The 21,165-nt window shown below is 76.1% G+C and carries 22 protein-coding genes and 1 tRNA gene; 11 read left to right on the top strand and 12 right to left on the bottom strand.

Annotation, left to right across the window (positions count from 1 at the left end; translation table 11 throughout):
- Window positions 1-25 precede the first annotated feature (25 nt).
- The 5 genes from BLS21_RS22505 to galU all read right to left on the bottom strand — a co-directional run bounded on the left by BLS21_RS22505 (window position 26) and on the right by galU (window position 4,106).
- Window positions 26-99: transfer RNA gene (locus BLS21_RS22505), tRNA-Ala, on the bottom strand.
- A 130-nt stretch (window positions 100-229) separates the two neighbouring features.
- Complete coding sequence (gene sepX / locus BLS21_RS22500; RefSeq protein WP_091223788.1) at window positions 230-943, bottom strand: divisome protein SepX/GlpR; 714 nt, start codon at window positions 941-943, stop codon at window positions 230-232.
- A 165-nt stretch (window positions 944-1,108) separates the two neighbouring features.
- Window positions 1,109-1,729 carry a GNAT family N-acetyltransferase gene (locus BLS21_RS22495; RefSeq protein ID WP_091223731.1) on the bottom strand — a complete coding sequence of 207 codons (621 nt, stop codon included), beginning with the start codon at window positions 1,727-1,729 and terminating at the stop codon, window positions 1,109-1,111.
- Window positions 1,730-1,737: 8 nt separating this feature from the next.
- The gene (glp, locus tag BLS21_RS22490; RefSeq protein ID WP_245700682.1) at window positions 1,738-3,150 is read right to left on the bottom strand and encodes a molybdotransferase-like divisome protein Glp; all 1,413 of its coding nucleotides are present in this window, start codon (window positions 3,148-3,150) and stop codon (window positions 1,738-1,740) included.
- 41 nt (window positions 3,151-3,191) lie between these two features.
- Window positions 3,192-4,106: a UTP--glucose-1-phosphate uridylyltransferase GalU gene (gene galU, locus BLS21_RS22485; RefSeq protein ID WP_091223729.1), complete on the bottom strand. Its 915-nt coding sequence runs from the start codon at window positions 4,104-4,106 to the stop codon at window positions 3,192-3,194.
- A gap of 170 nt (window positions 4,107-4,276) precedes the next feature.
- Here galU and BLS21_RS22480 point away from each other — a divergent pair, with 170 nt between their 5' ends.
- The 4 genes from BLS21_RS22480 to BLS21_RS22465 all read left to right on the top strand — a co-directional run bounded on the left by BLS21_RS22480 (window position 4,277) and on the right by BLS21_RS22465 (window position 9,381).
- The gene (locus BLS21_RS22480; protein WP_091223727.1) at window positions 4,277-4,861 is read left to right on the top strand and encodes a 5-formyltetrahydrofolate cyclo-ligase; all 585 of its coding nucleotides are present in this window, start codon (window positions 4,277-4,279) and stop codon (window positions 4,859-4,861) included.
- Window positions 4,862-5,305: 444 nt separating this feature from the next.
- Window positions 5,306-6,655 carry an SLC13 family permease gene (locus tag BLS21_RS22475; RefSeq protein ID WP_091223725.1) on the top strand — a complete coding sequence of 450 codons (1,350 nt, stop codon included), beginning with the start codon at window positions 5,306-5,308 and terminating at the stop codon, window positions 6,653-6,655.
- A gap of 21 nt (window positions 6,656-6,676) precedes the next feature.
- Complete coding sequence (locus tag BLS21_RS22470) at window positions 6,677-7,855, top strand: CaiB/BaiF CoA transferase family protein (protein ID WP_091223723.1); 1,179 nt, start codon at window positions 6,677-6,679, stop codon at window positions 7,853-7,855.
- Window positions 7,852-9,381 carry a carboxyl transferase domain-containing protein gene (locus BLS21_RS22465; RefSeq protein WP_245700680.1) on the top strand — a complete coding sequence of 510 codons (1,530 nt, stop codon included), beginning with the start codon at window positions 7,852-7,854 and terminating at the stop codon, window positions 9,379-9,381. The genes BLS21_RS22470 and BLS21_RS22465 overlap by 4 nt, the downstream gene beginning before the upstream one ends.
- Window positions 9,382-9,520: 139 nt before the next feature.
- On the opposite strand, the gene BLS21_RS22460 is transcribed toward BLS21_RS22465, so the two are convergent.
- The 3 genes from BLS21_RS22460 to BLS21_RS22450 all read right to left on the bottom strand — a co-directional run bounded on the left by BLS21_RS22460 (window position 9,521) and on the right by BLS21_RS22450 (window position 12,176).
- The gene (locus BLS21_RS22460) at window positions 9,521-10,012 is read right to left on the bottom strand and encodes a MarR family winged helix-turn-helix transcriptional regulator (protein ID WP_091223721.1); all 492 of its coding nucleotides are present in this window, start codon (window positions 10,010-10,012) and stop codon (window positions 9,521-9,523) included.
- A 35-nt stretch (window positions 10,013-10,047) separates the two neighbouring features.
- Window positions 10,048-11,364, bottom strand: coding sequence for a PP2C family protein-serine/threonine phosphatase (locus BLS21_RS22455; RefSeq protein ID WP_091223719.1), 1,317 nt, complete (start codon window positions 11,362-11,364; stop codon window positions 10,048-10,050).
- Window positions 11,365-11,543: 179 nt separating this feature from the next.
- Window positions 11,544-12,176, bottom strand: a complete 633-nt coding sequence (locus BLS21_RS22450) for a LysE family translocator (RefSeq protein ID WP_091223717.1) — start codon at window positions 12,174-12,176, stop codon at window positions 11,544-11,546.
- 228 nt (window positions 12,177-12,404) lie between these two features.
- Between BLS21_RS22450 and BLS21_RS22445 the strand changes: the two genes are divergently transcribed.
- Window positions 12,405-12,905 carry an Hsp20/alpha crystallin family protein gene (locus BLS21_RS22445; protein WP_091223715.1) on the top strand — a complete coding sequence of 167 codons (501 nt, stop codon included), beginning with the start codon at window positions 12,405-12,407 and terminating at the stop codon, window positions 12,903-12,905.
- A gap of 348 nt (window positions 12,906-13,253) precedes the next feature.
- Window positions 13,254-14,138, top strand: a complete 885-nt coding sequence (locus BLS21_RS22440) for an ornithine cyclodeaminase family protein (RefSeq protein WP_091223713.1) — start codon at window positions 13,254-13,256, stop codon at window positions 14,136-14,138.
- A gap of 40 nt (window positions 14,139-14,178) precedes the next feature.
- On the opposite strand, the gene BLS21_RS22435 is transcribed toward BLS21_RS22440, so the two are convergent.
- From BLS21_RS22435 to BLS21_RS26300, 3 genes are all read right to left on the bottom strand, one after another.
- On the bottom strand, window positions 14,179-15,138 hold the full coding sequence (locus BLS21_RS22435; RefSeq protein WP_217636246.1) for a DMT family transporter: 960 nt from the start codon (window positions 15,136-15,138) through the stop codon (window positions 14,179-14,181).
- The gene (locus BLS21_RS26305) at window positions 15,135-15,776 is read right to left on the bottom strand and encodes a TetR/AcrR family transcriptional regulator (protein WP_281241967.1); all 642 of its coding nucleotides are present in this window, start codon (window positions 15,774-15,776) and stop codon (window positions 15,135-15,137) included. Before BLS21_RS26305 ends, BLS21_RS22435 begins: the two co-directional genes overlap by 4 nt.
- A 266-nt stretch (window positions 15,777-16,042) precedes the next feature.
- Window positions 16,043-17,365 carry an alpha/beta fold hydrolase gene (locus BLS21_RS26300; protein ID WP_091223709.1) on the bottom strand — a complete coding sequence of 441 codons (1,323 nt, stop codon included), beginning with the start codon at window positions 17,363-17,365 and terminating at the stop codon, window positions 16,043-16,045.
- Between the two features lie 614 nt (window positions 17,366-17,979).
- On the opposite strand from BLS21_RS26300, the gene BLS21_RS25390 reads away from it, so the two are divergent.
- From BLS21_RS25390 to BLS21_RS22400, 5 genes are all read left to right on the top strand, one after another.
- Entirely contained in the window at window positions 17,980-18,150 is a 171-nt protein-coding gene (locus BLS21_RS25390) for a hypothetical protein (protein WP_175479704.1), read from the top strand.
- A gap of 237 nt (window positions 18,151-18,387) precedes the next feature.
- Window positions 18,388-18,675, top strand: a complete 288-nt coding sequence (locus tag BLS21_RS22415; protein ID WP_091223705.1) for a hypothetical protein — start codon at window positions 18,388-18,390, stop codon at window positions 18,673-18,675.
- Window positions 18,676-19,077: 402 nt separating this feature from the next.
- Complete coding sequence (locus BLS21_RS22410) at window positions 19,078-19,404, top strand: FmdB family zinc ribbon protein (protein WP_091223703.1); 327 nt, start codon at window positions 19,078-19,080, stop codon at window positions 19,402-19,404.
- An 82-nt stretch (window positions 19,405-19,486) separates the two neighbouring features.
- Window positions 19,487-20,134: a Flp pilus assembly protein CpaB gene (gene cpaB / locus BLS21_RS22405; protein ID WP_091223701.1), complete on the top strand. Its 648-nt coding sequence runs from the start codon at window positions 19,487-19,489 to the stop codon at window positions 20,132-20,134.
- Window positions 20,131-20,370 carry an MscL family protein gene (locus BLS21_RS22400; RefSeq protein ID WP_091223699.1) on the top strand — a complete coding sequence of 80 codons (240 nt, stop codon included), beginning with the start codon at window positions 20,131-20,133 and terminating at the stop codon, window positions 20,368-20,370. The genes cpaB and BLS21_RS22400 overlap by 4 nt, the downstream gene beginning before the upstream one ends.
- A gap of 83 nt (window positions 20,371-20,453) precedes the next feature.
- Here the strand turns inward: BLS21_RS22400 and BLS21_RS22395 are convergent, their stop codons facing one another.
- Window positions 20,454-21,149 carry a YbaK/EbsC family protein gene (locus tag BLS21_RS22395; RefSeq protein WP_091223697.1) on the bottom strand — a complete coding sequence of 232 codons (696 nt, stop codon included), beginning with the start codon at window positions 21,147-21,149 and terminating at the stop codon, window positions 20,454-20,456.
- Window positions 21,150-21,165 lie beyond the last annotated feature (16 nt).

Genomic DNA, 21,165 nt, shown 5'->3' with positions numbered 1-21,165 from the left:
GGGCGGGGCTCTGCGGGTGTCGGGGTGGAGCTGAGGGGATTCGAACCCCTGACCCCCTCGATGCGAACGAGGTGCGCTACCGGACTGCGCTACAGCCCCTGACGGAGACGAGCTTACCGTCCGCCTCCGCCGGCGCCGCCACGGGGGTCGGCCACCCGCGAGGTGCTGGAACGGCCCCCTCGCAGGGACCCACGCCGAGCCTGCGAGGCGTGGGGGGCAAGGGGACCCTTCACCCGTTGGCGACCCGGCGCGGCTGGTAGACGTCGATGTCGGCGAAACCGATGTCGTCGTCGTCCAGGCCCACGACGGCGCTGTTCTGCCAGCCGGCCGGGGCCGCGGTGCGAGCGGCCACGACCCGGCCCGGGCGCAGCGGGTGCACCGGCGCCAGCGGCAGGCTCGGGTGCGGCAGGCCGACGGTGGAGTGCACCTCCGCGGCCGGCTCCTCCTCGACGGGGACCGGCCGGGGCGCCGGCACCGGGCGCGCGGCGGGACGGGCGGCCGGCTGACGCACGGAGCGCGCGGCGGCCCGGGCGGCGCGGCGGGCGGCCAGCCGCTCCCGGCGCGCCACGGCCCGCAACACCATCAGGTAGGCGACGACCGCGACGTCGAGGACGCCCTGCGCGATCCACAGCCACGGGGTCCAGACCAGCGCGCCCACCAGCGCGAGCAGCGTGAGGGCGAGCAGCCCGGCGAGGGTGCGGCGGCGGACGGCGTGGACGTCGACCCGCAGCTCGCCCGAGGTCCGCAGCGCCGCGCGGTCGATGGAGACCCGCTCGGTCTCCGCGAACACCGCGGGGTCGACCGTCCGGCGCCGCTGCAGCGTGCGCCCGGCGTCGGCGCCCGTCGAGCGGACGTCCGCGGAGTCACCGCGGGTCACCACCATGGGCACCAGCACGACGAACCACAGCACGACCAGAGCGGCCAGCAGCACACCCGAACCCATCCTGAACACCACCCGTCACATGCGTCACCTGCCGGGCGAAGCTACGGCCTGTCCTCCTCCGTTCGAGGGAGGCGCGCGGCGTGTCCCTGAGTGTCGTGTGACTGGAGTGCCCCGCCGACGGCTCGGCGCGGCGTGTCGACACGGCGACACCCCGCCGTCCGCCGGTCACCGTGGTAGGCGGGACCGCCACCGCTCGACCACGCCGCCGGGCACGTCCTCGGCCAGCAGGGCGAACGTGTCGTGGTCGCGCCAGTCGCCGTCGATGTCGAGGTACCGGCGCAGCAGGCCCTCGTGACGGAACCCCAGCCGGTGCACCAGCCCCCGGCTCGGCCCGTTCTCGGGACGGATGTCGGCCTGCAGCCGGTGCAGCCGCGCGGGCCCGAAGGCGTGGTCGCACACCAGGGCCACGGCCAGCGAGGCCATCCCCCGGCCGGCCACGGCGCGGTCGATCCAGTAGCCGAGGTTGCCCGAGCGCAGCGCGCCCCGGACGACGTTGTCGACGGTCACCTGCCCGGCGAAGCGGCCCTCCACCCGGATGACGAACGGCAGGGACAGGCCCATCGCGGCGCGGCGCAGCAGGGCCCGCCGCATCACCCGGTAGGCCCCCGGGGTGTGCCGCGCGGCCCACGGTCCGGCCGCGGTCGGCTCCCACGGCGCCAGCCACGCCTCGTTGGCCAGCCGGACCCGGCTCCACTCCTCGGCGTCCCGCCGGCGCGGCGGGTGCAGCTCCACCGGGCCCCAGGCCAGGTGCGCCGGCCAGCCGGGGCGCAGGGAGGGGTCGACCACGGCGCCGCTCAGCCGCCCAGCAACAGCGGCATGACGGTGACCAGCCCGCCGGCGGCCACCTCGGTGACGTCCTCGTCGATGACGATCAGGCAGTTCGCCCGCGCCATCCGCGCCAGCATCGCCTCGCCGCCGTCCCCCAGGGGCTCGACGACGTAGCCGCCGTCGGGGTGGCGCATGACCTGGCCGTGCAGGTACTGCCGGTAGCCCAGCGGCGAGAGCAGCCGCTCGGCGGCGATGGCCTGCACGGTGCGGCGGAACAGCTGGCGCTTGCCCAGCATCATCCGGATCGCCGGGCGCACGAAGACCTCGAAGGCGACCAGCGCCGCGACCGGCTCGCCGGGCACGCAGATGACCGGGACGGAGTCCGGGCCCAGCCGGCCGAAGGCCTGCACCGGCCCGGGGTGCATGGTCAGCTGCGAGAACTGCATGGGACCCAGGGCGGCGAGCGCCTCCTGCACCGGGTCGCCCTCGCTGGCGAAGGTGCCGGCGACGAGCACCAGGTCGCTGCGCAGCAGCTGGCTCTCCAGCACCTCGGACAGCCGGCGCGGCTCGGCCGGGAGGACGCCCCACCGGTAGGCCTCGGCCCCGGCGTCGCGCGCCGCGGCGGCCAGTGCGTAGCTGTTGACGTCGACGACCTGGCCGGGGCCGGGCGGCGTGCTGATCTCCACGAGCTCGCTGCCCGCGGAGAGGACGGCGACCCGCGGCCGGGGCCGCACCTGCACCCGGTCGCGGCCCACGGCGGCCAGCAGGCTGATCTGGGCGGGGCCGATCGGGGTGCCCACCTGCACCGCGGTGGTGCCCGGCGCGACGTCGTCCCCCGCGCGGCGCACGTAGGTGCCGGCGAGCGGGCCGGCGTGCACGGCGACGGTGGCCATGCCGCCGTCGGTCCACACCACCGGGACGACGACGTCCGCGCCGGCCGGCAGCATCGCGCCGGCGGCCACCTTCTGCGCCATCCCGGGGCCGATCGACGCCGGGCCGCTCGGACCGGCGACGGTCTCCCCCACCACCGACAGGTGCGCCGGCTCCGCGGGTGTGGCCCCCTCGACGTCCAGCGCACGGGCCGCGTAGCCGTCGAGCGCGGCCTGGTCGAAGGCCGGCAACGCGCGCTGGCTGACGACCTCCTCCGCGCAGAGCAGCCCCTGCGCGTCCAGCACGGCCAGCTCGATCGGGTCCGGCTGGGGCACCGCCGTGAGGATCTCGTCGAGGTGCTGCTCGACGCTGCGCAGCGGCACCGGCTCGGCCGTGGCGGGGGGCGGCGGCACGGCGCCGCGGTCGATCGCCGTCGTCTCGTGCACGGGAGCTCCGGCGACGGCGGGCGACGGCGACGGCACGTCCCGCACCGGGGTGCCGGAGCGCAGGTCCAGCGCCGTGGTGTCCCGGTACCCCGGGACCGTCCGGTCCGTGCCGTCCTCGGTCATGCCCACCACAGGGGTCGATGCTGCCCCCTGAGGGTCTCCGCTCAGGCCTCCGACGCGCCCGTGGCGGGCAGGTCGGCCACGAACTCGGCCAGCCACGAGCGGAAGCCCGGGCCGAGGTCCTCGCGCTCGCTGGCCAGCTGGACGACGGCCTTGAGGTAGTCGAGCCGGTCACCGGTGTCGTAGCGGCGACCGGAGAAGACCACGCCGTGCACCGGCTCCCCGCGCTCCACGAGGGTGGCCAGGGCGTCGGTCAGCTGGATCTCCCCGCCGCGGCCGGGCGCGGTCTCGCGCAGCACGTCGAAGACCTCGGGGGCCAGCACGTAGCGCCCGATGACGGCCAGGCTGGACGGCGCCTCGTCGGCCGGCGGCTTCTCGACCAGGCCGGTGATGGTGACGACGTCCGTGCCACCGGGCTCGACGGCGACCGCGCCGTACTTGTCGATGTTCTCCCGGCCGACGTCGAGCAGCGCGACGACGGAGCCGCCGTGCTCGGCCTGCACCTGCAGCATCTGCTCGAGCAGGTGGTCGCGGGCGTCGATGATGTCGTCGCCGAGCAGGACCGCGAACGGCTCGTCGCCGACGAAGGCGGCGGCCTGCAGCACCGCGTGGCCGAGCCCGCGCGCCTCGCCCTGGCGGACGAAGTGCACCTGTGCGACCTCGGTGGAGTCGTGCACGGCCGCCAGCCGGGCGGCATCGCCCTTCTTCTCCAGCGCGGTCTCGAGCTCGGGGACACGGTCGAAGAAGTCCTCGATCGCGGCCTTGTTGCGGCCGGTGACCATGAGCACCTCGCCGAGCCCGGCGCGCGCGGCCTCCTCGACGATGTACTGCAGCGCGGGCCGGTCGACCACCGGCAGCAGCTCCTTGGGCACCGCCTTGGTGGCCGGCAGGAATCGGGTCCCCATCCCGGCGACGGGGATGACGGCCTTCCGCGTCGGGCGGGCGCTCGGAGTCGGCATGCGCGCGAGCCTAGTGACCGGGCACCGACGCCCCCCGCGCGGTGCCGTCGGACGCCGCCGGGCGGGTCAGCGGGTCGTCGTCGGCGACACGCGCGCGGACACGCCGTCCACGCCACCCGTGCCGGAGCGGTCGGACCGGGACTCCCAGGCTGGCTGGCTAGCCTGCGGCGGTGACCCCCGCGGACGACGTGACCGAGGCCAAGGTCGCGCTCCGCGCCCGGATCACGGCCCGCCGCGAGGCCCGCTCCGCCGAGGAGCGCGCCGCCGCCAGCGCAGCGGTCGCCACCGCCCTGCTGCGCGGCCTGGCCGGCGTCCGGACGCTGGCCGCCTTCGCGCCCGACCCGACCGAGCCCGGGGCGGGCCGGCTGCCGGCGGCCTTCACCCAGCTCCGCTCGCGGGTGCTCCTCCCGGTGGTCCCGGCCGAGGGGCGCGAGCTGACGTGGGCGGTGGACACCGGCCGGCTGGCCCCGGGCCGCTTCGGGCTGCTCGAGCCGGTGGGGCCGCGGCTGGGACCGACCGCGATCGGCGCCGCCGAGGTCGTCGTCGTCCCCGCGCTCGCGGTCGACCGGACCGGGGTCCGTCTGGGCCGCGGCGGCGGCTACTACGACCGCGCGCTGCGGCACGTCCGCCCCGGCGCGCGGCTGGTGGCCCTGGTCTTCGACGAGGAGCTGGTCGACGCGCTGCCGGTGGAGCCGCACGACCAGCGCGTCACCGCGGTGGTGACCCCCTCGGGCGGCTGGCTCGACCTGCCCTGAGCCCCCCGCACCCGTGTTCGGGTCGGGGTGACCGGGGTCGGCGAGTCGACCGGCGGCAGCCGTGCAGGACCGTGCCCGCCCGGCGCCGGCCGGACCCACCGGCGAGGCTGCACCCCCGAGGCACGGCCCCCGACTCCCCCGTGGGTGCACGGTCATCGCGGCCGCGGCCGCCGGCGGGTCCCCGACCCGGGTCGCCTCGGCGACCGCGCGGTGACCCGCGGGACTGCGGGGCGGCCGGCCTCACGGGCCAGCGACTCGATCCGGCTCCGGCACCAGCTCGGCGATCCGCCGGGAGCGGCGGCGTCCGGCTCACCGGGCGCGGACACGGCCCCCCTCCCTGCATGCTGTCGGCGTGGCGGATGACACAGTGTCCCCACGACAGTTGCTAGGCCACTGAGCCACTGCACCGGGTGTCCCAGCCCTCCGACGCCGTAGGAGCCCGTCGTGTCACCGGAGATCGTCACCATCCTGGCGCTCGTCGTGATCTTCGCGATCGCGACGTTCCTGCCCATCAACATGGGGGCGCTGGCGTTCGTGGCCGCGTTCCTCGTCGGCACGCTGTCGGTCGGGCTGAGCACCGACGACATCCTCGCCGGGTTCCCGGCGGAGCTGGTCGTGACGCTGATCGGCGTCACGTACCTGTTCGCGATCGCGCAGAACAACGGCACGGTCGACCTGCTGGTCCGTGGCGCCGTGCGCCTGGTCCGCGGCCACGTGGCCGCCATCCCCTGGATCATGTTCGCGGTCACCGCGCTGCTCACCGCGATCGGCGCTCTGTCCCCCGCCGCGGTCGCCATCATCGCGCCGATCGCCCTCGGCTTCGCCGCCCGCTACGGGATCAACCCGCTGCTCATGGGCATGATGGTCATCCACGGCGCGCAGGGCGGCGGGTTCTCGCCGATCAGCGTCTACGGCGTCACGGTCAACACGATCGTCGAGACCGAGGGGCTGACCAGCAGTCCGGTCACCGTCTTCCTGGGCAGCCTCGTGTTCAACCTGGCCATCGCCCTGGTGCTCTTCTTCGTCCTCGGCGGGCGCCGGCTGCTCGGCCGGAAGGTGGGCGTCACGGCCCCGGCCACGGCCGAGCACGCGGAGGCCACCGTCGTCAGCGGCCACGGCGCCCCGCCCGGACCGGCCGTCGGGGGCGGCAGCGGCAGCGGCGACGCGGTGGACGGCGAGCCCGAGCGCCCGCAGAAGGTGACCCTCGACCAGGTCCTGACCCTGATCGGGCTGGCCGCGGTCGCCGTCCTGGCGCTCGTCTTCGACCTCGACATCGGCTTCGTGTCCATCACGGTCGCCACGGTGCTGGCGCTGTTCGCCGCCGCCCGGCACAAGGGCGCGGTCAGCCAGATCAGCTGGTCCACGGTGCTGCTGATCGCCGGGGTGCTGACCTTCGTGTTCGTGCTGCAGGAGGCCGGCACCATCGACTACGTCGGCGAGGCGGTCATCGGTCTCGGCGTCCCGCTGCTCATCGCCCTGCTGCTCTGCTACATCGGCGGGGTGGTGTCGGCGTTCGCGTCGTCGACCGCGATCATCGGCGTCGCCATCGCGCTGGCCGTGCCGTTCCTGCAGGCCGGCGCGATCGGCACGGTGGGCGTCATCGTGGCCCTCTCGGTGGCCTCGACGATCGTCGACGTCAGCCCGTTCTCGACCAACGGCGCCCTGGTGCTGGCCAACGCCCAGGACGTGGACCGGGACCGCTTCTACAAGCAGATACTCGCCTACTCCGGGATCGTCGTGGTCGTCGGACCGTTCCTGGCCTGGCTGGTCTTCGTCGTCCCCGGCTGGCTGTAGACCCCCGAGAGAGAGGCACCCGTGTCCGGACCCCTGGACGGCGTCCTCGTCGTCGACCTGACCCGCGCCCTCGCCGGGCCGCACGCCGGGATGATGCTCGGCGACCTCGGCGCCCGCGTCATCAAGGTGGAGAACCCCGGCAGCGGGGACGACACCCGCGGCTGGGGCCCGCCGTTCCTCCACCCGGAGGGCGCCGAGCGGGAGTCGACGTACTTCCTCTCGACCAACCGCAACAAGGAGTCGGTCACCCTCGACCTCAAGGACGACGGCGACAAGGAGCTGCTGCGCGAGCTGGTCCGCCGCGCCGACGTGCTGCTGGAGAACTTCCGCCCCGGCACCCTGGAGCGCCTCGGCTTCGGCACCGACGTGCTCGAGCAGCTCAACCCGCGGCTGGTCACCCTCTCGATCAGCGGCTTCGGCCACGACGGGCCCGAGGGCGGGCGGGCCGGCTACGACCAGATCGCCCAGGGCGAGGGCGGGCTGATGTCGCTGACCGGCTCGGGCCCGGACGACCCGCAGCGGGTCGGCGTCCCGATCGCCGACCTGCTGGCCGGCATGTACGGCGCGTACGGGGTGCTCGCCGCGCTCATCGAGCGGCAGCGCACCGGCCGCGGCCAGGTGGTGCGCACCTCCCTGCTGGCGGCGATCGTCGGCGTGCACGCCTTCCAGGGCACCCGGTGGACGGTCGCGGGCGAGGTCGGGCGGGCGCAGGGCAACCACCACCCCTCGATCGCCCCCTACGGCCTGTTCCACTGCAAGGGCGGCAGCGTCCAGCTCTCCTGCGGGTCGGAGGGGCTGTGGCGGCGGCTGTGCACCGAGTTCGGCCTGGACGCCGAGGCGCCCGGTGTGGCCACCAACGGCGAGCGCGTCGACCACCGCGACCAGGTGATCGAGCTGCTGGAGCGGGCCTTCGCCGACCTCACCCCCGAGGAGCTGCTCGCCCGCCTCTCCGGTGCCGGCGTCCCGGCGGGCAAGGTGCGCACCCTGGACGAGGTCTACGGCTGGGACCAGACGCTGTCGCAGGGCCTGCTGGTCGACGTCGAGCACCAGACGCTCGGCCCCCTGCAGCTGCCCGGCCCGCCGCTGCGCTTCTTCGCCCCCGGTCCGGACGGCGAGACCGAGACCACCCGGCGGGACCACGCCGCGCCGCCGGTGCTCGGCTCCTCGAACGAGGAGATCCGCGCCTGGCTCTCCCGGTGAGCTCCCTGGACGCCCGGGCGCTGCGGGACCTCGTCCTCGACCCCGGCTCCTGGAAGAGCTGGGACTCCCCCGTGACGGTGGGCGACGTCCCGGAGTCCTACGCCGCCGAGCTGGCCCGGGCGGCGGAGCGGACGCGGCAGGACGAGTCGATCACCACCGGCGAGGGGCAGCTGCGCGGACGGAGGGTCGCGGTGATCGCCGGCGAGTTCGGCTTCCTCGCCGGCTCCATCGGCGTGGCCGCCGCCGACCGGCTCATCGCCGCGGTCGAGCGGGCCACCGAGGAGGGGCTGCCGCTGCTGGCCGCGCCGGTCTCCGGCGGCACCCGGATGCAGGAGGGCACCGTCGCCTTCCTGCAGATGATCGGCATCACCGCGGCGATCGCCCGGCACAAGGAGGCCGGGCTGCCCTACCTGGTCTACCTGCGGCACCCCACGTTCGGCGGCGTCCTGGCCTCCTGGGGGTCGCTGGGCCACGTGACCATCGCCGAGCCCGGCGCCTCGATCGGCTTCCTCGGCCCGCGGGTGTACGAGGCGCTCTACGGCGAGCCGTTCCCCGAGGGCGTGCAGACCGCCGAGCACCTCGCCGAGCACGGGCTCATCGACGCCGTCGTCCCGCACGAGGAGATCGCCGAGGTCGCCGACCGGGCGCTGCGGGTGCTGGCCGCCCGGCAGACCTGGCACCGGGACGTCGCCGACGCCGAGCGGCCAACGCCCGAGGACGGCACCGACGCGGGGCTGGGCGGGGCGGACGACGCGGACGGCCGCAGCGCCTGGGAGGTCGTCACCGCCTCCCGCCGCGAGGACCGGCCCGGCGTGCGGCGGCTGCTGCGGACGGCGGCCACCGACGTCGTCGGCCTGTCCGGCACCGGCGCCGGGGAGAAGGACCCCGGGCTGCTGCTCGCCCTGGCGCGCTTCGGCGGGGCGCCGTGCGTCGTCCTCGGTCAGGACCGGCGCGGGCAGTCGCTGTCGGCGCCGCTGGGGCCGGCCGCGCTGCGCGAGGCGCGGCGCGGGATGCGGCTGGCTGCCGAGCTGCGGCTGCCGCTGGTCACCCTCGTCGACACCCCCGGCGCAGCGCTGTCCAAGGAGGCCGAGGAGGGCGGCCTGGCCGCCGAGATCGCCCGGTGCCTGCAGGACCTGGTGATGCTGCGGGCACCGACGCTGGCGGTGCTGCTGGGCCAGGGCACCGGCGGCGGGGCGCTCGCGCTCGCACCGGCCGACCGGGTGCTGGCCGCGGCCAACGGCTGGCTGGGCCCGCTGCCGCCGGAGGGCGCCTCGGCGATCGTGCACCGCACCGTCGACCGCGCCGACGAGATGGCCGCCGCCCACGGGGTGCGGGCCACGGACCTGTGGCGGGCCGGGATCGTCGACCGCGTCGTCCCCGAGCGGCCGGACGCCGCCGACGAGCCGGTGGAGTTCTGCCGGCGGCTGGGGCGGGTGCTCGGCGAGGAGCTGGCCGGCCTGCTCGGGCGGGACGACGGCGAGCGCTTCCGCACCCGGCTGCACCGCTACCGCCACCTCGGCCGCTGAGGTGCCGCGACGATCAGCTGAGCTGATCGTCGCGGGTCCTGGCTCACCACCGGTGCTGATCCAGGACCCGCGACGGTGAGCCCGGACGTCGGCCGGGTGCACCAGGATGCCCGGGGTGGACCGACGACCCGTCCGGCGGTCAGCCGGCGTCCGCGCCCTCCCGCAGGCGCAGGCTGTGGTCGGGGTCGAGCCGGTCGAGCACCGCCTGCAGCGCGTCGCCGAGAGCGCGGGTCTGCTCGTCGGTGAGCGGGTCGAACACCGCCGCCCGGACGGCCTCGACGTGACCGGGCGCGACCGAGCGGACGACGTCCCACCCGGCGTCGGTGAGGACGGCGACGTTGCCCCGGCCGTCCTCGGGAGAGCGCTCGCGGCGCACCCAGCCGCGTTCCTCCAGCCGCGCGACGGTGTGCGAGAGCCGGCTCTGCGACTGGTTGGCGCGGCGGGCGAGGTCGCTCATCCGCCGGCTGCGCCCGGGCGCCTCCGAGAGCATGGCCAGGACGACGTAGGCGGCGTGGCTGAGGCCGGCGTCGCGCTGGAGCTGGGCGTCGAGGACCCGCGGGAGCAGCTCGGCGACGCTCAACCACGCCCGCCAGGTCTGCTGCTGCTCCTCGTCGAGCCACCGCTGCGCCACGCCCGGAACCGTACTGGTGCGCGACACGCCGGAGGTCAGCCCTCGACGCGGATGGCGAGGGCGGCGATGTCGTCCTCGCGGTCGTAGCGGACCAGGGCCAGCACCCGGTCGAGGATCGCGTCGACCGGCAGCTCCTGCAGCCCGCCGAGCGTGGCGGCTAGGGCGGCGATGCCGACGTCGATGTCCTGGCCGGTGCTGCGGCGCTCGATCAGGCCGTCGGTGTAGAGCAGCAGCGTGCTGCCCGCGGGCAGGTCCGTCGCGTGGTCCCGGCGCGGCCGGGTGGGGTCGATGCCGACGAGCATGTCCGGCGGGGTGCTGAGCACGTCGACCGTGCCGTCGGGGCGCAGCAGCAGCGGCGGCGGGTGACCGGCGTTGGTCCAGCGCAGCCGCCGCGACCCGTCGGGCTGCGCAGGCTCGATGCGGGCCAGGACGATCGAGGCGATGGCGCCCACCGGCAGCCGGACCATCGCCCGGTCCAGGCGCTGCATCGTGTCGGAGGGGACCTCGCCGCGGTCGACGGCGTAGCCGCGCAGGAGCGTGCGCAGCTGGCTCATGTCCGCGGCGGCGGCGATGTCGTGGCCGACGGTGTCGCCGATCGCCAGCACCGTGACGTCGTCCGCGGAGCAGAAGCCGTCGAACCAGTCACCCCCCACCCGGTGGTTGCCGTGCGCGGGCAGGTAGCGGCCGGCCATCTGCAGGCCGTCGGGCTCCGGGAGCTGCGGCAGCATCGCCCGCTGCAGCGTCTCCGCGACGCTGCTGCGCTCCTCCAGCAGCTGCTGGGTGCGCCGCCACTCGCGGGCGGCGACGTCGGCGGCCTGCGCGGCGCGCGCGGTCATGATCCGCAGCTGCAGCTCCGAGGAGCAGGCGCCGGCCAGGTCGGTGAGCACCGCCAGGTCGGTGTCGGTCCAGTGCCGCGGCTGGGAGTCGATGGCGCACAGCGAGCCGATCACCCGGCCGTCGGCGTCCACCAGGGGCATCCCCGCGTAGGCGACGACCTGCAGGTCGGGGACGGCGAGGTTGTGCCGGACCAGGGGGTGGCGCCGTGCGTCCTCGATGACCAGCGGCTCGGAGGAGGCGACCACGTGCTGGCAGAACGAGTGGCTCAGCGGGGTGCGCCGCTCGCTCTGGTACGGCTCGGGAAGGCCGGCGGCGCCGGGGAAGACCTGCTCCTCGGCGCTCACCAGCGTCACGAGCGCCACCGGCACCGACAGCTGGTGGCGGACCAGCCGGACGAACCGCTCGAAGGCCTCGTCGGGCGCGGCCGGGAGCAGCGTCCCGGCGGGCAGCGGGGCCGACGCCGACGACTCCTCCGGGGACGACGCGGCGCGGGAACGGGGCGACGGGAGGGCCACAGTGCCTCCCGACTGTGCCTGCGCTCGGCCACGATCCGGTGGGTCGCGACTCGATCGAGCAGCTCCACCGTAGCGGAGGCGACCCCTCCCGCGCTGTGACGCACGCCCCTGAGCAGGGAGGACGCCCGCAGCACCGGCTCACCGGAGGGGGCGTCGCACCCCGGGCGGCGTCGTCCCGGTCAGCCGCCGGGCAGGGCCAGCCGCAGGCCGAGACCGAGCAGGGCGACCCCGGTGACGCCCTCGACGGTCCGGCTGACCCTCGGGCGCTGCAGCCACCGGCGGGCGGCCACTGCACCGAGGACGAGGACGGCGAACCAGACGAGGCTCAGCGCCGCGTGGACGAGGGCCAGCAGCACGCCCATCCCGAGGGCCGACGTGTCGGGCGGGAGGAACTGCGGCAGCACGGACACGTAGAAGGCGCCGACCTTCGGGTTGAGCAGGTTGGTCAGCAGACCGGTGCGGGCCGACCGCCAGGCTCCTCCCGGCGACGGGGACGAGCCGGCGTTCGACCCGGCAGGGTGCCGGGTCAGGCGCCACAGGATCCGCCCGCCGAGCCAGACCAGGTATCCGGCGCCGACGAGCCGGAGGACGTCGTAGGCGACGGTGGACGCGGTCAGGAGGGCCGACACCCCGACCGCGGCGGCGGCGCCCCACGCCAGGACGCCGGCGACCACCCCGAGCGCCGTGGCCACCGCGTCCCGTCGTCCCCGCGTGATGGCGGCGCGGAGGACCAGGGCGGTGTCGAGGCCAGGGGTGATGGTCAGCAGCAGGGCGACGAGGCCGAAGCCGAGCACGGCTCCCTGGGCGCTCACGCCTGGGTCCCCGCGGCGGTGGTCACGGTCCGAGCCTAGGGAGGCGGCGCCTCGGCACCGGCCGTCCCGACCACGTGCGCACCGGACCCGGATCCGGAACGACGTCGTGCATGACGCCTCGCTCACCGGGAACGACGCGGGGTGGGGAGGACACGGCCGGCCGCGGCCGGCAGCTGCCGCACAGGTGGACGACCGCTCGAAGAACCGAGGACCGCTCAGGAGGGCGTGATGAGCGTCATGCGTTTCGACCCGTTCGGGGACCCGTTCCGGAGCCTGGACCGGCTGACCAGCCAGATGATGTCCGGCACGCGGACCCCGATGGGCATGCCGATGGACGTGTGGCAGGCCGAGGACGGCTACCACGTGGCGCTGGACCTGCCCGGGGTGGACCCGGACAGCGTGGAGATCACCACCGAGCGCAACATGCTCACCATCCGCGCCGAACGCCGCGCCGAGTACGGGCAGGGCGCCAACGTGCTCCTGGCCGAGCGTCCGCAGGGACGGTTCACCCGCCAGCTGCAGGTCGGTGACGCTCTCGACACCGGCCGGGTGTCGGCCACCTACCAGGACGGCGTGCTCCTGCTGACCATCCCGCTGTCGGAGCAGGCCCAGCCGCGGCGGATCGAGGTCCAGCACGGCGGCCGGCAGCAGCAGCTGTCGGTCGGTGGCGAGCAGGGCGGGCAGCCGTCCGAGCAGACCACCAACAGGGGCGAGGAGCAGAACAGCTGAGCGCTGGGCCGGGGCGGGGCCGGGCAGCACGGTCCCGCCCCGGCTCGACGGCCGCGGTGCTGCGGTCCGGCGCGTTCGAGCCGGGCGACCCACCGTCACCGTCGACGTCCGCGACGGCAGGCTCCACCTGGCTGCCTCGTGCGACGCGCCCGCGCACTCCCCGCGGGCCGCCCCCCGGCCGGGGCGGGCCGGGGCCGGCTGACCGAGGAGGAGGAGCCGCTGCGCCCGGGTGTGGCAGGGTGCCGCCGTGGTGCCCTCGACGATCGCGACCACCGACCACCACACCGGCGGGGAACCGTTCACGGGCCGGGCGCTCGGGACCGTGGACGTCGCCGGGTTCGTGCTGCGGTGAGGTTCCTCGACGCGGCCGCCGTCGCCGCGCTCGGCCCGACCGGTGCGGTCCGGGCGATCACCGACGCGCTCCGCGGCGGTCTCGACCCCGCCACCGACACACCCCGCTCGGCGGTCGGCCTCGCACACGGCCAGTTCCTGCTCATGCCGTCCGAGGCCCCGGCCGCGGCCGGGGTCAAGGTCGTCACCGTCGCCCCGGGCAACCCGGCCCGCGGCCTGCCCCGCATCCAGGCCGTCTACCTGCTCTTCGACGGGGAGACCCTCGCGCTGCGCGCGGTGCTCGACGGCACGGCGCTGACCACGCTGCGCACCCCGGCCGTGTCGGTCGCCGCCGTCCTCCCGGCCCTGCCCGACCGGCCGCTGCGGGTGGCGGTGGTCGGAGCCGGGCCGCAGGCCACCGGGCACGTCGCCACGTTGGCCGCCGTCCGCCCGCTGGCCCGCGCCACCCACCTGGTCCGCGACCCGTCCCGGACCCCGCTGGACGCGGTGCGGCTCGGCTCCGCGGACGCCGACGAGGCGTTGCGGGCCGCGGACGTCGTCGTCTGCGCGACCTCGGCCCGATCGCCGCTGTTCGACTCGAGCCTGCTGCGCGACGACGCCGTGGTGGTCGCGGTCGGCTCGCACGAGCCCGACGCCCGCGAACTGGACGCGCCGCTCCTGGGCCGGGCCACCGTGGTGGTCGAGGACGTCGCCACCGCGCTGCGCGAGGCCGGGGACGTGGTGCTGGCGATCGCCGAGGGCACGCTGGCCGCCGCCGACCTCGTGCCCGTGCGCGACCTCGTGACCGGCGCGGTGCCCCCGCCGGCCGACCGGCCGCTGGTCTTCAAGAGCGTCGGCATGTCCTGGCAGGACCTGGTCGTCGCAGCAGCGATGGTCGGCTGACTACCCGCCCCGCCGGACGTCGACCGCTCCGACGACGGGCTCACGGGACGGGGTCGACCGCGCGTGGAGGCACCGGGAGCGGAGTGCTCCCTGTGTCCTGGTGCTGCCGGCTCGGCGCCGCGGTCAGCACCACGAGGCTGGCGAGCAGGACCCCCATGCCCACCCAGCCCAGGGCCGGCAGTCGTTCGTGCAGGACGAGGACGGCGATGACCGCGGCGACGGCCGGCTCGAGCAGGGAGAGCGCGGTGGCGGTGCTCGCGGGGACGGCGGCCAGACCCCGGCCGAACAGCACGTAGCCGACGAACATCGGCACGAGGGCCAGGTAGGCCACGGCCGCGAAGTTCGGCCAGGACGCGACGATGGGAGCGCCGGTGAGCAGCAGGACCGGCGACAGCAGGACGCCGCCGACCCCGAAGACGGCGCCCATGACCGGGCGGGAGGGCAGCCCCGTGCGCATCGCCCGCGCGGCGCCCCAGGAGTACAGGGCGTAGGTCAGGCCGGCCAGCAGGCCCAGCGCGATGCCCAGCACGGGCTGCGCACCGGGAGCGCCGGTCGCCGCCTCCTCGCCTGCGCGGGCGATGGCCAGCGCCAGCACGCCGAGCACCCCCACGGTGGCGCCGAGCGCCCAGCGGCGGGACAGCGGCCGGCGGTCGACGACGCGCTCGACGAGGGCGGCCGCCATCGGCGCCGAGCCGATGGACACGACCGTGCCCACCGCGACCCCGGCCAGGCGCATCGAGGTGTAGAAGGCCAGGGGGTACACCGCCACCGCGGCGGCGGACACCGCCAGGGTCGGCCACTGCGCGGCCAGGCCGGCGCGGTGGGCACGGATCACCCGCAGCGCGGCCGCCGCCTGCAGCAGGCCGCCGACACCCATCGCCGCCGCGCCGACCGCCAGCGACCCGACGCCGGGTGCCAGCGCCGCCGCGGTGCCCGTCGTGCCCCACAGCAGGGCCGCGGCCAGCACGCACGCGCTGCCGTACGCCTCCCCGCGCCTCACCGCGCGTCCCCGCCGGCGGCGGCGTCCACCAGCTGCAGGGCCAGGTTCCGGACCCGGTGCAGCCGGCGCGAGTCGCCCTCCAGCCCGGCCCGCGCCATCGCGCCCTCGAGCAGGAAGGACAGCTGCTCCGCCAGGTCGGCGACCCGCTCGGCCGGCACCCCGTCCAGCTCGGCGAGGTGGGCGGCCAGCAGCGCCTCGACCTCCTCCTTGTGCCGGCGCACCAGCTGCCGCCCGGGCGCACCGGCGGGCAACTCGGCCGCCGCGTTGAGCAACCCGCACCCGCGGAACCCGTGCTGGTAGGCCATCTCGGCGTGGTCGACGTAGGCGTCGAGGACCGCGGCGACCCGCTGGCGGGCGTCGGTCGCGCCGGCCAGCCGGCGGCGGTAGAGGTCCAGCCACTCCTCGTGCCGCGCCTCGAGGTAGGCCAGGACCAGGTCGTCCTTGCTGGTGAAGTTGTTGTACAGGCTCATCTTCGCCACGCCCGCCGCGGCGGTGATGGTGTCGATCCCGGTGCCGTTCACCCCGTGGTCGTAGAAGCACTCCGCTGCCGCTGCCAGCAACCGGGCCCGGGCCGAGCCGCGGGCCGACTCCGCCGGCCGGCCGATCCCGGCACCCTCTCGGCGTCTCCGTCCGGACACGAGCGACCCCTCCTCCATGTTGGGTAGACCAGTCTACCTAATCGAGCGGACGGGCGTCTCCACGCGCTCGGGACGCCACCCGACCGGTCGCCGCCGACGGCCTGTCCTGGCGGGACCCCGACGGTCACGTTCGTCATCGCCTGGCTGTGGTCCGGCAGGCGGTCGGGCTGCTCGGCCGGATCCGAGCCGCGCTGCGCCAGGGGCGGAACACGCGTACTCCTGCGGAGGCACCTGGCACGGTGCTCCACGGGTCGGTCCAGGAAGGGTCAGGCTCCCGCCAGCGGCGAACCGTTGCGCGCGGCGTCGATGACGTCGGCGATCGCGCGCGCCGACTCCTCGGCGCCTCGCTCCTCCTCCAGCAGTCCAGCGTGCGTGGCGTCGGCGACGCGGTGGCTGTTGTTGGTCGACAGCGCGGCCATCCGGTCCTGAGCAGCCGACCAGCTCGGATCCGGGTCTGCGGCGGTGAGGACGACCAGTGGCGTGCTCCCGAGAGCGGTCAGCGCCCGGGCCTGGTCGAGCAGTGCCGGCATGCTGGCGATCTCGTCGCAGGTGTTGCGCCAGCCGCGGGCGCTGGCGACGAACGCCTGCACCTGTCCAGCGGCCGGCTCGGGCAGCGTGGACCAGAAGGACGTCGGCAGCAGCCGGCCGACGCCCAGCCGAGCCAGGCTGGGCGCCAGCGCGACCGCGCCGGGCAGGCCGGCGTGAGCCGAGCCGGTGTCCGCCGAGCGGTAGGGGTCGGTCGCGTCGAGCAGGACCATGCCGGCGACCTGCTCAGGGAAGCGGGCGGCGTAGGTCATCGCGTGGTTCCCGCCGATGGAGTGCCCGACCAGCACGTACGGTCCGTTCTCGCCGGCTCGGCGCAGCAGCGTGTGCAGATCGGCGGCGGCCTGCACCCCGTCCTGGAGGTGGGGGGCGTCCTCGCTCCAGCCCTGCCCGGCGCGGTCGTAGGCGCACACCCGGGTCCTGCGGCTGACCTCGGGGACGATGCGCGCCCAGTTCGCCGACATCTCACCGAGCCCGCTCTGCAGCACGACGGTGGGACCGCCCGAGCCGGTGCAGGTCAGGTGCAGCCGGTAGCCGCCGACGTCGTGGGACTGCCCCGGCATGGCATGGCTGCGCTGGTCGAGAGCCAGCCCGACGGTCTCGACCATGCCGCCGACGCCCGCCACGGCCACGATCGCGGCCACGGGGTACAGCAGCCAGCGGCCCCCGCCGGCTGCCAGCGAGCGGCGGATGCGGACGCCCATCCAGATGGCGAGCGACAGGAGCAGCGGAGGCCACACCCAGCCGCTGAGGGTGATGGCGCGGTCGTGGGGGGTGAGGGCCAGGAGCCCGAGCCCCGTCGCGCCCAGCCCTGCGGCCGGGACCCACGCCCAGCTCTGGGGCTGGTCGGTCAGCCGGGCCGACAGCACCGCCAGGATCGCCCAGCCGAGGGCGAAACCGAGCAGCGCCGCCCCCGTGATGACGGGCTCGGGTGCTCCGCCGAAGACCACCAGGGTGAGGACGGCGGCGGTGGCCGCCCCGGTCGCCAGCGACCCGGCGATGATCCCGCGGATCGGGCCGGTAGGGGCGCGGTCGGTGGTGGACATGGCTACTGCGGCGGCGCGGTCGGTGTGGTGGTGCTCATCGTGAGTCCTTCTGCCTGGTGGTGCCGGCTGCGCCCGATGGGCCAGGGCTGGTGGTCGGTGGCGGCCGCGCCGCTCGGGCCGGTGACCTTGCCAGTCCTGCTGACGACGGAGGGGGAGGCCAGCCGTGAGCGCGAGCGCGGTGCGACCGGCGGTGCCGGCTCCCGTGAGGACGTGGAGGTCGATGTCGGTGCGCCCGCGGCGCTCTTCCGGACCTCGCCGGACGGCGGCACCTCACGCACGCCGCCGATCATGCGACCAGGACCGACACGACCAGCCGGGTCCCGGCCCACCCCGAGCACCGGGCCGAACCGCCGAGCGGACGACCACCGCGAGGTCTCCTCGCGGCCGCGGAGCCGCCCCCCGGATGACCGCAGTCTCGCCCTGGCGACCGCACTCGGGCACTCACGCAGTCCGCGTTCGCCCTCGCCACGCACGCGGAGGTGACACTCGCCGACAGCACGTGTCGGCGAGTGTGGGCCTTGCGGCGTGCGAGCGTCGATCGCGGACGGGCACCGAGTACGAGGAGTGCGGGCACGGGCGCCGGATCGCGCGCCCGCACATGCCAGGCTGCGGCCATGACGGACAACAGGTATCGGCTCTCGGAGGACGAGCTCCACGCCAGCGCGCGGGTGCCGTTGGACGAGCAGGTCGAGGTGCAGTCCGAGCCGGTTCCTCCACCCGCCGACTGGCGAGGCGACCCGATGCCGTGGGTCGATGGCGGCTCCGGCGACGCGGACGGCGACTGACCGAGCCTCGGGCGTCGAGGGGCGCGAGCACGGTGCGGGCGATCGTCCCCGACCTCGACGGCGTGGATGGCCGCCGTTCGCTCCACCGGGCGGAGAACCACCGGTTTCCGTCGCGCTGACCGGCCTACCCGACACGCGGTCCTCCGCCCGGCGGGCGTACTCCGGTGCGGCGCTGCGGGTGAGGCCGATGACGGCGTGCTCGGAGGCGTTGTTGCCCGGGCGCTACAGCTCGATGCCGTGGAGCGCGAGCACCTGTCCGACCTCGTCCGCGCCGCCCATCCCCGTGCTGTCGCCACCCGCAGACCGCGGCGCCCCGCTCGGCGCAGCGTGGACCCCGGGGTGCAGGCGGTGCCGGACTCGGTGGCGACGCCGGCGCTGGTGCAGGACCTCCACCTGGACCTGGTCGCCAGCAACCCGCTCGGGCGGGCCATCCACCCCCACATCGACGGCACCCGGCTCGCGCCGCTGGCCAGCCGGACCGCCCCCACCCCCCAGACCCGGGTGGCCGCCGAGACCGACGCCTGAGAACGATCCGAAGCGAGGGCCGTGCGCTGCCTGAGCTGCCCCGTACCGCTCCGGCGACTCGGTCGGCGCGGGCGTCCACCGCGGTCAGGCCCGCATCCTCCTCCGGCTCGGGTGGTCGGGTCGCCGGCGCAGCGGTCCGGCCGGGAAGGCGCGGTCAGCCCGCCCGGCCGCCGCTCGGCGCCGCAGAGTCACCCTCGCGCTCGCGAAGTCACCCTCGCACCGGCGCAGTGCCGTCCTCGTGGACGCAACCCCGGCACTCACCGACTTCGCGGTCGCCCTCGCGGAACCTGCACACCGGACACTCGCCGACAGCACGTGGACGGATGCCGCGGCGACGCGCATCATTGGCAGTCGCCGGGTGAGAGTGCCAACCCGGCCCGTCCGACGAGGAGTACCACCACCGTGCCCACGTACCAGTACGCCTGCAGCAACCCCGACGGGAAGCACCAGTTCGAGGTGGTGCAGAGCTTCACCGACGCTCCGGTGAGCGAGTGCCCCGAGTGCGGCAGCGCGGTGCGCAAGGTCTACGGCTCGGTCGGCGTGGTCTTCAAGGGCTCGGGTTTCTACCGCACCGACAGCCGCTCCAAGGCGTCGTCGAGCGAGTCCGGCTCGTCGTCCAACGGCAACGGCAAGAAGGACGCCGCCCCCGCCGCGTCCACCTCGTCGTCCTCGGGCTCCTCCTCGTCGAGCGGTTCCAGCTCCTCCTCGAGCAACGCCGCCGCCAGCTGACCCGCGGTCCACAGGCGGTCGCCGGGTCCACAACCCGGCGTCCGCCGTCCTCCCGCCGGTCGCGGGCGGCCAGCGTGGGCGCATGGTCCGCTTCCGCCGCCCGCGCCGGCCGCTGCACACCGGCCGCCAGGTCCTCGCCGCGCTCCTCGCCGCCACCGCCCTCGTCCTGGCCCTGCGCCCCGCCCCGGCGCCGGCCAGCGCCCCGGCCGCCGTCCCGGTCGTCGTCGCCGCGGCCGACCTCGCGGCCGGCGCCGTCCTGGCCGCCGGGGACGTCGCCGTCGCGCACTACCCGCCCGAGCTGCGCCCCGCCGGCACGGTCGAGGACCCGGCCGCGGTCGTGGGCCAGGTGCTCACCGGCGGCGTCCGGTCCGGCGAGCCGCTCACCGACGCCGCCCTGGGCGGGGCCGGTCCGACCGCCCAGCTCGGTCCCGGCCAGGTCGCCGCGCCGGTGCGCCCCGCCGACCTCGCGGTCAGCGCGCTGGTGCAGCCCGGTGACCGGGTCGACGTCCTGGCCGCGCCACCGGGCGCCGCCCGCGCCGAGGTGGTCGCCGCCGGGGCGCCGGTCCTGGCCACCCCCGCGCCGGAGGACGACGGCCTGCTGCTGCTCGCCGTCGACGCCGACACCGCCGCCCGGCTCGCCGCCGCGGCCACCACCGCGACGCTCACCCTCAGCCTCCCGCCACGCTCGACGCCGGGTGCCGGGCCGCTCGCGCCCGGGGTGGGTGGATGAGGCCCGAGGGCTTCGAGGAACCCCTGCTGCGCGGCCACGTCGCCGAGCTCGCCGTCGCCGTGGTCATCGGTGCGGCCTCCACCGCGGTCGTCGACCGGTTCGCCGAGTCGTGGGGACCCCGCTGGTCGACCTGGTGGGCGGCGGTCGTCCACTCCCTCGTCGTGCTGCCGACGGAGGCGCTCCTCGAGCGGCGCACCTACGGCGAGGAGCCCGGCCCACCCAGAGGCTCGCCGTGAGCTCGCGAACGGCGAGGAGGACGGGCGGCCCTCCTGCAGGGTCCCGCCGCGAGCCTGCGAGTGGTCGGGGCAGGAGGGTCCTCTCAGTCGCTGCCCCAGTGCGGCGGGCGGTCCTCGAGGTAGCGCCGGTCGGCGGCCGACAGCTCCTCGGGGCGCTCGCCCCAGCCGACGTCCCGGTCGTCGGGAGCCCGCTCGGCCGGCGCCGCCGGAGCCGGCCGCGGCGGCTCGGCCACCGGGCGGCCCAGTCCCTCGAGGACCTCCGCGGCGGGCAGCGCGGCCAGCGCGGCCCCGGACACCGCCAGCTTGCTGCCCCGGGTGCCCGACCCGACCACGACGAGGTCGGCGGCCGCGACGGCGGGGTCGACCAGCACCGGCCAGGACGGCGGCAACCCGAGCGGGGTGATGCCCCCGTACTCCATGCCGCTCTCGGCGACGGCGACGTCCTGCGGCGCGAAGGAGACCTTGCGGGCCCCGAGGTGGCGGCGCACCAGGCCGTTGACGTCGGCGCGGGTGGTCGCCGGGACCAGGCACACGGCCAGCTCCGTCTGCCCGGCACGGCGAGCGGCGACGACCACGCAGTTCGCCGAGACCTCCAGCGGCACCCCGTACGCCTCGGCGAAGGCGGCGGTGTCGGCGAGGTCGGGGTCGATCTCGGCGACCCAGGCGGGGGCGGTCAGCGCGCCCAGCGCCGCGGCCACCGGGGCGGCGAGCAGCTCGGGCCGCTCGGCGGCGGGGACCCAGGTCAGCGAGCCGAGCCCGGGGGCGGTCGAGGAGTCCACGGGGCGATCCTGCCCG

It is taken from the genome of Geodermatophilus siccatus (genome assembly GCF_900103785.1).
Taxonomy (GTDB): Bacteria; Actinomycetota; Actinomycetes; order Mycobacteriales; family Geodermatophilaceae; genus Geodermatophilus; species Geodermatophilus siccatus.
Note: the sequence above shows the minus strand (reverse complement) of the source record. Positions and strands in the feature narration are given on the sequence as shown.